We start from the raw sequence: 12,132 nt of genomic DNA, 5'->3' as shown, positions 1-12,132 counted from the left end.
AGCGGCACCAGACATGCTACATTCAGCATCGCTTTTGCAGACGCCCGATAAAAAGAGTGGCGGCATGGCGTTCAGGAAAGCCGAGGCAACAACATGACGATGACAGCAGTCCTGACCTGCTTTTAATTCCTTTAAAGTATAAAAGCATTATAATTTATACCTTTTAATTCATTGGGGAGGTCGCTAGCATTCGCCTTCCTCCCCCGGGGACAGATGAGGATATCCACGATGTCACAAGGCCCCCTGCTCGATACCAACAGTCCTCTGAATGGCGATCAGGCCCAGCGTCTCAATGACGTTCTGGGCGGCATGAATCGCGATCAGATGACCTGGCTGAGTGGGTATCTCGCCGGACTCAACGCGTCCGGCGGCCAGCTGAGCGCTGCGTCACCTGCAGGTGCAACACAGACCGTCTCTGCATTACCCGAAATCACCGTATTGTATGGCAGCCAGACCGGCAACGCAGAAGGCGTAGCCGAGCAGGCGCGTGATCGCGCCAAGGCACATGGCTTTAATGTCCGTCTGCTCGACATGGCAGACGTGACCAAAAAGGATCTCAAGGATCCCACCAACCTGATGGTCGTGGTCAGCACCCAGGGCGAAGGTGATCCACCGGATACGGCTATCGGCTTTTACGAGCTGATCAATGGCCGCAAGGCACCCAAACTTGATGGTCATCGCTTTGCCGTACTGGGACTGGGCGACTCAAGCTACGACCAGTTCTGTCAGATGGGCAAGGAGTTCGACGCTCGGCTGGCCGAGCTTGGCGCCGAGCGCATTGGCGATCGTGTCGATTGCGATGTTGACTATGAAGAGCCGGCTGAAGCATGGATTGAGACCGTGCTTGCACGCTACGCCGAACTCTCCGGCGCCACAACGGCGGCGGCCGAGCAGGATGGACCTGCCACCCAGGCCAGCGAAAGCCAGTGGTCAAAGAAAAACCCCTTCCATGCCGAAATCCTCGACACGGTGATCCTTAATGACGACGGTTCCAGCAAGGAAACCCGTCACATTGAACTGTCGCTGGAAGGCTCAGGGCTTGTTTACGAACCCGGTGACGCACTGGGTGTCGTGCCACAAAACGATCCCGCCTACGTGGATGAGCTTTTGGAAAAGCTCAAAATCAGCCATGACACCGAACTTGATACCGGCAGCAGGATACGCGATGCCCTGCTGGCCGAGTTTGAAGTCACCACGCTGACACGTCCGTTTCTCGAGAAATGGGCAGAACTCAGCAATGATGCCGAACTGCAACGTATCCTGAGTGACGAGGCACGTGATGAGTTCAAGGAGTGGGTCTACGGTCGTCACATCATTGATGTGATCGAGCAGTTCCCGGTTGAGAACCTTGACGCTGCCACCTTCACCCAGGCACTGCGCAAGCTGCCACCGAGGCTTTATTCGATCGCCTCGAGCTATAATGCCGATCCCGACGAAGTTCACCTGACCGTTGGTGTCGTGCGTTATGAAGCCCATGGCCGCGCACGCAACGGGGTGACCACCGGCTATCTGTCCGACCATGTACAGCCTGGCGACACGATTCCGATCTATGTCGACCGCAACAAGAACTTCAAGCTGCCGCACGACGCCAACACACCGATTATCATGGTAGGTCCGGGTACGGGTGTGGCACCCTTCCGCGCCTTCATGCAGGAACGTGACGATGCCGGCGCTGAAGGCGACAACTGGCTCTTCTTTGGCGATCAGCATTTTCACACCGACTTTCTCTATCAGGCCGAATGGCTGAACTGGCGAGAGAAAGGACTGCTGACCCGTCTGGATGTGGCCTTCTCGCGCGATCAGGCTGAAAAGGTCTACGTACAGGATCGCATGCGGGAAAAGGGGGAGGATATCTACGCATGGCTTGAGCGTGGCGCCCATTTTTATGTCTGTGGTGATGGCGATCGCATGGCGGCCGACGTACACCAGGCACTGCTGGATATTGCAAAGGAGCACGGTGGTCTTGATGAGGACGCCGCGGCCCAGTATATCCGCGAACTTCAGCAGTCCAAACGCTACCAGCGGGACGTATACTGAACATGACCGATATTATTGCCAAACTCCGTGACGAGTCGCTTGACGACTACGCCGCCAATGAAAGTCTCAAGGTCAACAGCGACTTTCTGCGCGGCAAGCTGATGGACGACATGGCAGACAATGCCACTGGCGCCGTCAGCCCTGACGATACCCAGCTGACCAAGTTTCATGGCTTTTATATGCAGGACGATCGTGACGTTCGCGATCAGCGCCGCAAGAAAAAGCTGGAACCGCTGTACTCCTTCATGGTGCGCCTGCGCATCGCAGGTGGCCGCATGAGCAGCCAGCAGTGGCTGACGCTTGATGATGTGGCCCAGCGTTATGCCAACAATACGCTGCGCATCACCACGCGTCAGACCTTTCAGTACCATGGTGTGTTCAAGAGCAATCTGCGCGCGCATCTGAAAACGGTCAATGACGCCATGATTGACACCATCGCCGCCTGCGGCGACGTCAATCGTAACGTGACCTCCACAGCCAACCCGCATCGCTCCGCCATTCATCGTCAGGTCTATGATCTGGCCGCCGCGATCAGCGATCATCTGCTGCCGCGCACCCGCGCCTATCATGAGATCTTTCTGGGTGAAGAGCGTGTCGCCGGTGGCCCTGACCAGGACGAGCCGCTTTATACCAAGCATTACCTGCCGCGAAAGTTCAAGATCGGTCTGGCCGTACCGCCGGATAATGAAACCGACGTACTGACCAACGATGTCGCCTTTATCGCCATTGTTGAAAACGGCGAACTCAAGGGTTTCAACGTGGCAGTCGGCGGTGGCATGGGATCGACGCACGGCGAGCCGGATACCTATCCGCGTCGCGGCTCCATTATCGGTTACTGCGATGTCGATCAGACCGTCGATGTTGCCGAAAAGATCATGCTGGTGCAGCGTGACAACGGTGATCGTAAAAACCGCAAGCATGCGCGTCTCAAGTACACCGTCGACACCATGGGTGTTGAAGGCTTCAGGGCCGAGCTCGAGAAATACCTGGGCTACACGCTGGGCGAAGAGCGTGCGTTTGAATTCACCACTACCGGCGACATTCTCGGCTGGTACCAGGGTGAAGATGGTCAGTGGCATTACGGGCTTTTCGTCGAGAACGGTCGTATTCGCGACTATCCCGATGACAACCCCATTCATGCCGGCATGCAGATCATGAGCGGGATGCGTGAAATCGCCAGGATTCACGACGGCGATATCGTGCTGAGCTGCAATCAGAATCTGATCATCACCAATGTGAAGCCCGAGCTTCGTGAGCAGATCGATGCCATTATCGATCGCTACCGGATGCTCAAGGACGTCACGCCCCTGCGTCAGCATTCGATCGCCTGTGTGGCCTTCCCCACCTGCGGTCTGGCGATGGCAGAAAGCGAGCGCTATCTGCCCACCCTGCTGGACAGGTTCGATGCCATCATGAAAGACGCCGGGCTTGAAAACGATCCCATCATCGTGCGCATGACCGGCTGCCCCAACGGCTGCGGCCGGCCCTTCATGGCCGAGATCGGTTTTGTCGGCAAGGCCATCGGCCGCTACAACCTTTACCTGGGCGGCGATTTCACCGGTACCCGGCTCAACAAGATGTATCGTGAGAACATCGACGAGAAGACCATTCTCGAGGAGCTGACACCCATGATTCATCGCTACGCCAAAGAGCGTGAAGCCGGCGAACACTTTGGTGACTACGTCGTACGTGTCGGTATCATCAAGGCCACCGAGAACGGGCTGGATTTCCACACTGCCTGATGGGTGTCCTGTAGCGCTAAAAGGGCTCGGCAACTGCCGGGCCCTTTTTTTATTGTCGCTTTTTCTCCTCATCATGCTGGCTTCATGGCTACAAAAAAGGCCCTGCCAATGGCAGGGCCTTCTGGATCAGACCTCAAAGGTCAGCGCCTAGATAAAGCGCGGCGGCGGATCACCAGCATAGGCTTCATCAATCCAGGCCGGGTACTGATGACTTCGATCCCATACCTGGTAATGGAGCCTTGAAAGCATGACCGGGTCATCCAGCACCAACAGCTTGTCCTTGTTGGGCATCTTGCCCGGCCCGCCCACCAGGGCCTGTCGCACCATTGTCTGACGCTGTGATTCGATCGCCTCGGACTTGTTATGCCTTGCCACACCCATGGCACAACCCAGTGCGTTATCGATCGGATCGACCACGGTCTGTACAAAGGTCGGCGCCGGTGGCTGATGGCGCGCATTACGCACAAATCGCCAGGTCGCCCGCAGTTCCCTTGGAGGATTGGACTCTTCCGGAATCAGGAACATGCGCCCTCTGAAGGAGGCACGTCCGAGCCCGACCTTGCTGGTGATGACCGATACCGGAATCGATAGCATCAGCGCGCCGACAATAGGCCAGAGCCACAGCAGAAACAGCGGATCAAGCCACAGGACAAACAGTGTCCAGATAATGCCGAACACGGTCTGGCCGCCGTGACGCATGAAGGCGTCCTTCCAGGTCGTTTCACTGAAGTCACGCTGCGGTGACTTCCACTTGACCTCGATTCCCATCAGGGCCGCCAGCACGAAGCGCGTATGAAAGAGCATGCGCACCGGGGCCAGCAGCATCGAGATCAGCGACTCGATGATCATTGAAAGCCCGAGACGCATCGCACCCCCATAGTAACGGGGTCCCTTGGCCCAGATCACGATGACACTCAGGATCTTGGGCAAAAAGAGCAGCGTCAGCGTAGTGGAAAAAAGCGCCACGGCCCTGCCCGGATGCCATTCGGGCCAGCGCGGGAACAGCTGCATCGGCTCGGTAAAATACTCCGGCGTGGTCAGCGTGTGCACCGCCAGAAGCGCCGTGGACAACATCAAAAACAGGAACCAGAGCGGCGCCGATAGATAGGACATGACACCGGTCAAAAATACCGCACGGTGTACCGGATGCATGCCGCGTACCAGAAACAGGCGGAAGTTCATGATGTTGCCCTGACACCAGCGACGATCGCGCTGCAGTTCGTCAAGCAGATTGGGCGGCATCTCCTCGTAGCTGCCCGGCATATCGTAGGCGATCCACACGCCCCAGCCGGCACGGCGCATCAGCGCTGCCTCGACAAAGTCGTGAGACAGGATTTCACCCGACAGCGCCCCCTTGCCCGGCAGCGGTGCCAGCGAGCAGTAATACATGAAGGGCTCAACCCGGATAATCGCGTTGTGTCCCCAGTAATGGGATTCACCCAACTGCCAGAAGTGCAGACCCGCCGTGAACAATGGTCCATATACCCTGGTGGCAAACTGCTGCAATCGGGCATAGAGATTGTTACTGCCGGCGGCCAGAGGCGCCGACTGGATGATACCGGCGTCCGGATTGGCCTCCATCAGCTGGACCAGCCGGGTCAGACAGCGACCGCTCATGACGCTGTCGGCGTCCATGACCAGCATGTAGCGATATTTGGCGCCAAAGCGACGGCAGAAGTCATCGATATTGCCGCTCTTTTTCTTGACCCGGCGTGAGCGACGTCGATAAAAAATGCGCCCGAACCCACCGACTTCGCGGCAAAGCCGCAGCCAGGCATGGTTCTCGGCCACGCAGGTGTCAGGGTCGTAGCTGTCGCTGAGCACGTAGAAATCGAAATGCTCGATATTGCCGCTGCGCTGCACGGACTCATAGGTCGCCTTGAGCCCGGCAAACACACGATTGACGTCCTCGTTACAGATTGGCATGACAATGGCGGTTCTGGCCGAGGGATCGATCGGCTCATCACCGGCGCTGCTGGCCGAAATACTGTATTTGTCCCGCCCCTTCAAAAGCTGGAAAAAGCCCATCAGTGCCGTCCAGAAACCGGCCGACACCCAGCAGAACAGCAGCGCAAACAGGACCAGTTCGGCCACTTCGAGCCACTGTGCCCCCTGATAGGGCAGTACGGTACTCATGTACCAGACGGCGACCGCACTTTGCACCATGACCAGCAGCAATAGCGTCCAGCGCCGCATGGTTCCCACCATCTTCCAGCGCGGCGCCGTGGGCGCCGCGGGCGCCTGGGTCTTGCGTGTCCGCGGCTTTAAATTACCGCGCCGCAGGTGATAGCCCTTTTTCAGACGCTTGATCGGACTGGTCGTCCAGGGGTGAGGCGCTATCGATGTGCGCTCGATGGGCGGCATGGTCTTGAGACACACGCGTCCCACCTTGTCCGACCCGAGCACCTCGGGCGGTGCCAGCGGCGCAGTACCATAGGCAAGTTCCAGGCGTCTGAGTACCGAGGCACTGGAAGGATCATCCTGAAGAAGACGCTGCTTTCCCAGCTCCTCATGCACCTGAAACAGGGGCGTATCCTGGGACGCCAGGTCCAGCAGCTCTCGACGATTACCCAGCTCCCGGGTCCCGAGCGCCAGGCGCTCGAGATACGCCCGGGCCGGGCTTGAGTAGGCATCATCACTCATTGGCAGGCAGCACGTAGTTCCAGGTTTCCGTCAGGCGCGAATCACCGTTTTTAAGAAAAGCCTTCATGTTGATCGGCTTTGAGGTGTCGTTGGCCTTGACGCTCAATTTAAGGCGATACCCACCCATGGCAGGATTACGGATCACTTCACTGCGGACCACCTGACCGTTGTCACCAAGGTTCACGTCTGCCTGAATGTTGGCATCGCTGCCCGGCGACTTGAGATTGGGGCCTACGAAGTCGACCACGTAAAGTGTGCTGTCATCGCTTTTGCGCACCATGTTGTCCTGGGTCACTTCACCGCGCGCACGACGGGTCTGTGCGACCCAGCCCAGATCAGGCGTGTGGTAGCGCGACTCGTTGGACGTCCAGTTGATGGTGTAGTTGAAATCCAGCGCCTGATTGGTCGGCAGTTCCTGCGTCGGACGCCAGAAGCTGACAATGTTGTCGTTGGTTTCATCAGGCGTCGGGATCTGAATAAGCTCTACCTGACCGTCGCCCCAGCTGTTTTGCGGCTCAACCCACGCACTGGGACGCATTTCATAGCGATTTTCGACGTCCTGGTAACCGTCAAAGTCGTGATTACGCTGCAAAAGCCCCATGCCGCGCGGATTGTTGGCTGCAAAGGTATCCACGGAAAGACGCTTGGGATTGGCCAGCGGGCGCCACAACCACTGGCCATCACTGGTCGCCAGCTGCAGGCCGTTGGAATCATGAATGGCAGGCCGATAATTGCTGCTGCCCGCGGGCTGCTCGGGGCCAAACAGATACATGCTGGTCAGCGGCGCGATGCCCAGCTTGGTGACCTGACGACGCAGGAACAGACGCGACTGCACATCGACAACACTGTCCTGCCCCGGACGCAGGATAAAGCGGTAGGCGCCGGTCGCGCTGGGTGAATCCAGCAGCGCATAGATGGTCAGATAGCGATCATCACCCTGTGGCTTGACGACCCAGAACTCCTTGAAGCGCGGAAACTCTTCCCCCGAGTTGAGTCCGGTATCCACGGCCAGGCCGCGGCTTGACAACCCATAACGCTGATTCTTGCCGGCCACCCGGAAGTAGCTGGCGCCCAGAAACACCATCGACTCGTTTTTTCTGTCGGGGGTATCGCCATAGTTGATCTTGAAGCCGGCAAACCCGAGATCCTTGAACTTCGACTTGTCGACATCAAGATTGCCGTAGTTGAAATTCTCCGGAGAAAATTTCAGCTCCTGCACATCATCGCCGTTGACTTCGCTGATGGTCACGGGCGTGTTGTAGTGCATGCCTTCGTGGAAAAAGCCCAGATCAAATCGCAGGTTCTCGCTGCGCCAGTGTGACTGGGCAGGCTTGTACTGAATCTGTTGATACTGCTGAAAGTTCAGGCCGGCAAGTGAGCCAGGAAGATTACTCTGGGGAGCACTGTAGCCGCGCTGTGCAAGCTCCTGAGCCTCCTGACTGACATCATTGAAGTCAAATGCGAGCACGGCCTGGGCGGAAAACAGCGAAGCCACTCCAAACGCCAGCATGGCACTTTTTTTCAGGGTAGCGTAGACCGCGGGACTACCGGAGGTTTTCAGATAAGACGTCACAGCAACATTCCTCATAAGCATCCTTGAAGCGCCCTGATATATACAAAAGGTATGGTTCATACGGTTACTGCCATGCAGGATAAAAGCTCAGGGCAACCATGCATGACAGCGTATGCTTTATCGAATTGAGCAGGCCTGTTTACCACGGCACTGCACCTTTATACCAGCAGTACAAGGGCCGCATTTTACGTCACTTTCTACCGGGTAATACGCTTTAAAATGCCGCAGCAACACAAAACATGTTCATGGCTGGATGAACGGGCAAGCGACATTCTAGCGCCGGCGGGTCTTTTTCTCAGTAGTCATAATGAAACGCTGTCTTTTTTTACCTGCCGGTGACATGTCGACAATAGACTTAACCGGTCACGTCAGCGCTTCACGCCGATGAAATGCCACAACCGCCATCAACAAAAGCCCGCCCGCGCCCAGCATACCGGTCAGGGCCAGCACCCATTGCATCGGCATCGGCAATAGCGTCAAAAGCGACGCCAGCAGCGCCCCGCCACCCATCTGGCAACATCCGGCCAGCGATGAGGCAAGGCCCGCCCTGTCAGCATAGGGTTCAAGCGCCAGACTTAACGCAGCGCCAAGCGTTAATGAAAACCCGGTCACCATGACGGCATTGGACAGCATGAAACTGGCCACGCCTGCCCCTGAAACACTATAAAAAAAGGCGTGAGAAACACCGCCGATCGCCATGATGGCAAGCCCTGCATGGATGGCATGATGCTGTCCCAGCCAGGCAATCAATCGGGGTGCCAGAAAGTAGGCAACCACGTTGATGGCCGCCACGGCGCCAAACCAGCTGCCAAAGGCCAGCTCGCTCAATCCGGCCTGATCCATCAACAATATCGGCGCGGTCGTGACATAAATGAGGATGACCGTCATTCCGGTCATGGCAATCAAGACATGAAAGACAAACTGCCCATCGCGCAGAATGGTTAAAACGTCATGGCCGTAATGGGACAGGCGGGGCTTCTGCTCGCCTGCCGGCCTGGTTTCTTCCAGCCCCCAGAGACAGAACAGGGCCACCCCCAGTGCAAACGCCACCATGAACACAAAACTGGCGCGCCAGTGCCAGAAGGCGGCCAGCAGGCTGCCCAGCAGCGGTGCCAGCGCCGGCACCACACAAACGGCGGCATTGAGAAAACTGTAAATACCGGCGCGGCGATCACCCTCGAAGCGATCACGCACACAGGAAAATGCCACAACGGTGGCCAGGGAAGCTCCCAGCCCCTGCATCAGGCGCCCAACATAAAAAAGCGTGATGTGATTGGCCATCAGACACAGCGCTGCAGCCAGCCCATAGATGAGCGCACCCGTGACAGCCATGGGTCGTCGCCCGAGCGCATCCACCAGTGGCCCCGCTATCAGCTGTCCCGCGCCCATGCTGATCAGATACAGCGTAATGGACCACTTGATGGCCGCGGTATCACGTGCAAAATCCTGCGCCAGCATGGGCAGCGAAGGCAAAAAGATATCGACACCCATGGGGGTAAGCACAATCAGTGCCATCATCATGGCGATCAAACGCCGGTTGCCGGAGGGGCTGCCCATTATCAGACTCTTCTGGAACATGAGCCGGCACTGTACAGACTGCATCCTGCCCGGCCAATACATCCTGTCGATTCAAATCGGGGGTAACTACGCTAAGCTCAATGACCACCGTGATGAAAGGCAGGCACGCCACATGAGCCAGGATCAGAACAAGCAGGCAGAAGATGACTTTGAAGGGGGTCTGGATGACGAGTCTTCAGGCCAGGAAGAACAGGAGGAGCAGGAAGAGCAACAGGCGGCATCGTCAGAAGATCCTTCCGAAAAACGTCGTGAGGCTGAAAACAAGCAGGCCCGTGAGCTGCCCTCTCAGGCGGCAGCCGTCCACCAGCGGCTTCGCAAGGATGGTCAAAAGGAACTGGCGCGGGACTCCATGGCGCTTTTGTGGTCAGCCATCGCCGCCGGCATCTCGATGAGCTTTTCCATGGTGGCCCGTGGCCTCATGCATGCCAACCTGCCGGAGAACGGCACCGGTTTTCTGATCGAGTGTCTGGGCTACACGGTAGGATTTATCGTCGTGATTCTGGCCCGCCAGCAATTGTTCACCGAAAATACCGTCACCGCCGTGCTACCGGTCATGAGTCACCCAACGCTTTCCAATTTCGGGGCTCTGAGTCGCCTGTGGGGCGTCGTACTGGTGGGCAACATGGTGGGTGCCGGTATTTCTGCGTGGACCTTTTTGAACATGCCCATCTTTGACGCTCCTACCCAGGCAGCCTTTACCACCCTGGCCGAGCATGTGATGGAAAACACCACCGGTGAAATGTTTGCCAAGGGCATTGTGGCCGGCTGGATGATAGCCACACTGGTCTGGCTGATACCGGCGGCCGATCAGGCCAAGGTATGGATCATTTTGATCATTACCTATGTCATGGGCATTGGCGAGTTTACCCATATCATCGTGGGAGCCAGTGAAGTGCTGTATCTGGTGTTCTCGGGTGATGCCAGCTGGAGTGAGTTTCTCTTTCACTTTGGCCTGCCAACGCTTGCCGGTAACGTGGTCGGCGGCACCTTTATCTTTGCCCTGATCAGCCATGCCCAGATTCGCGGCGATCTTGAGGCCCAGCGTGAGCACAAGCAGGGTCTGATTCAGCGCCATCATGAAGAAAGGCAGGAAGAGGATCAGGACAAGAAAAGCGCGTGATTGATCCGACCATCCGGCACTGAAGAAACAGACACATCGAACAGGCGGGCTCAGGCCCGCCTTTTTATTGCTCGTATGCCAGGACTGCCTATCAGCGCCATTCAAGCGCTCATGGGCAGGATTGCGTACCATGGCGCCCTTTCAGAAAACAGCAAGGCAGTGTCAGGTCGCACATGAAATATATCGGAGCACATGTCAGCGCAGCAGGTGGTGTGGATCAGGCCGTGGGACGCGCGGTAGACATCGGGGCCAATGCCTTTGCCCTGTTTACCAAAAACCAGCGTCAGTGGAAGGCCAAACCGCTGGATGAGAAAGTCATTGCCGCCTTCAAGAAGGCATGCCAGCACCATGGGTTCAAACCCGAGCAGATGCTTCCCCATGACAGCTATCTGATCAATCTCGGTCACCCGGAGGCTGAAGGGCTGGCCAAATCACGCGCTGCCTTCCTCGATGAGATGCAGCGCTGTGAGCAGCTCGGGCTGACACTCTTGAATTTCCATCCGGGCAGCCACCTGCGCAGGATCAGTGAAAGCGAGTGCCTGAAGATCATTGCCGAATCCATCAACGAGGCGCTGTCACAAACGCAAGGCGTCACAGCCGTCATTGAAAACACCGCCGGTCAGGGCAGCAATCTGGGCTATCGTTTCGAGCAGCTGGCCGAGATCATCGAGCAGGTGGATGACAAGTCACGGGTGGGCGTGTGTATCGACACCTGTCACGCCTTTGCCGGCGGTTATGACCTGCGCACCGGCGAATCGACGCAGGCGGTACTCGATGAGTTCGGCGATGTGGTCGGCTTTGAATATCTGCGCGGCATGCATCTCAACGACGCCAAAAGCACCCTGGGCAGCCGGGTGGATCGTCATCACAGCCTGGGACAGGGCAATATCGGCAGTGAAGCATTTGTCGCTATCATGCAGGATGCACGCACGGATGGTATCCCGATGATTCTGGAAACCATTGAGCCTGCCATCTGGGATCAGGAGATCGCCTGGCTGCGCGCGCAATGCGTGTCACCGCTGGTGTGACGCCATCAACCCAATCGCAGGAACCCTTTAATGCAGTCAGATGGAACTTTCAGCTGGATCGGCGAAACGCTGGGTAACATCATTCGCGCGATCGTCGAATTTCTCGCCTCCATTTTTGCCAATCTTTTTGGCGCCATGGGAGGCTTCATCGATGGGCTGACCCGGTCTCTGGGCATCAGCCCGTCAATGTTCAGCCTGGCCATTCTGGTGATTGGTCTGATGCTGTTGATCAACGGCGTTCGCGCCATGTTGCGCGGCGGTATCATCGGCGGGCTGATCTGGCTGGTACTGGGCCTTCTCGTATTGTCCTGGCTGATTCCCTGATACCACCAGGGCATAGTGGCCGGCAGGTCACGTCATGGATCGCCATACACCAGGATATCGATAAGTGGTATGGCCGGCCTCAAGCCA

8 protein-coding genes are annotated in these 12,132 nt (G+C 57.3%); 5 read left to right on the top strand and 3 right to left on the bottom strand.

Features of this window, described 5'->3' with window-relative positions:
* Window positions 1–228 precede the first annotated feature (228 nt).
* Together IE123_RS03580 and IE123_RS03575 are read left to right on the top strand one after the other, a co-directional pair.
* Window positions 229–2,037 (top strand): assimilatory sulfite reductase (NADPH) flavoprotein subunit, encoded by a 1,809-nt coding sequence (locus IE123_RS03580; RefSeq protein ID WP_189515149.1) that lies wholly within the window; start codon window positions 229–231, stop codon window positions 2,035–2,037.
* 2 nt (window positions 2,038–2,039) lie between these two features.
* A complete protein-coding gene (locus IE123_RS03575; RefSeq protein WP_229819567.1) occupies window positions 2,040–3,779 on the top strand; it encodes an NADPH-dependent assimilatory sulfite reductase hemoprotein subunit in 1,740 nt (579 codons plus the stop codon).
* Window positions 3,780–3,926: 147 nt separating this feature from the next.
* Here the strand turns inward: IE123_RS03575 and mdoH are convergent, their stop codons facing one another.
* The 3 genes from mdoH to IE123_RS03560 all read right to left on the bottom strand — a co-directional run bounded on the left by mdoH (window position 3,927) and on the right by IE123_RS03560 (window position 9,552).
* The gene (mdoH, locus tag IE123_RS03570; protein WP_189515147.1) at window positions 3,927–6,422 is read right to left on the bottom strand and encodes a glucans biosynthesis glucosyltransferase MdoH; all 2,496 of its coding nucleotides are present in this window, start codon (window positions 6,420–6,422) and stop codon (window positions 3,927–3,929) included.
* Window positions 6,415–7,995, bottom strand: a complete 1,581-nt coding sequence (locus tag IE123_RS03565; RefSeq protein WP_229819566.1) for a glucan biosynthesis protein G — start codon at window positions 7,993–7,995, stop codon at window positions 6,415–6,417. Before IE123_RS03565 ends, mdoH begins: the two co-directional genes overlap by 8 nt.
* A gap of 363 nt (window positions 7,996–8,358) precedes the next feature.
* The gene (locus tag IE123_RS03560) at window positions 8,359–9,552 is read right to left on the bottom strand and encodes a multidrug effflux MFS transporter (RefSeq protein WP_189515145.1); all 1,194 of its coding nucleotides are present in this window, start codon (window positions 9,550–9,552) and stop codon (window positions 8,359–8,361) included.
* Window positions 9,553–9,685: 133 nt separating this feature from the next.
* Here IE123_RS03560 and IE123_RS03555 point away from each other — a divergent pair, with 133 nt between their 5' ends.
* From IE123_RS03555 to IE123_RS03545, 3 genes are all read left to right on the top strand, one after another.
* On the top strand, window positions 9,686–10,693 hold the full coding sequence (locus tag IE123_RS03555) for a formate/nitrite transporter family protein (RefSeq protein ID WP_189515143.1): 1,008 nt from the start codon (window positions 9,686–9,688) through the stop codon (window positions 10,691–10,693).
* A gap of 173 nt (window positions 10,694–10,866) precedes the next feature.
* A complete protein-coding gene (gene nfo / locus IE123_RS03550) occupies window positions 10,867–11,721 on the top strand; it encodes a deoxyribonuclease IV (protein WP_189515141.1) in 855 nt (284 codons plus the stop codon).
* Window positions 11,722–11,751: 30 nt separating this feature from the next.
* Window positions 11,752–12,045 carry a hypothetical protein gene (locus tag IE123_RS03545; protein ID WP_189515139.1) on the top strand — a complete coding sequence of 98 codons (294 nt, stop codon included), beginning with the start codon at window positions 11,752–11,754 and terminating at the stop codon, window positions 12,043–12,045.
* Window positions 12,046–12,132: the final 87 nt, after the last annotated feature.

Source organism: Kushneria pakistanensis (assembly GCF_014652795.1).
GTDB classification, from domain to species: domain Bacteria; phylum Pseudomonadota; class Gammaproteobacteria; order Pseudomonadales; family Halomonadaceae; genus Kushneria; species Kushneria pakistanensis.
Note: the sequence above shows the minus strand (reverse complement) of the source record. Positions and strands in the feature narration are given on the sequence as shown.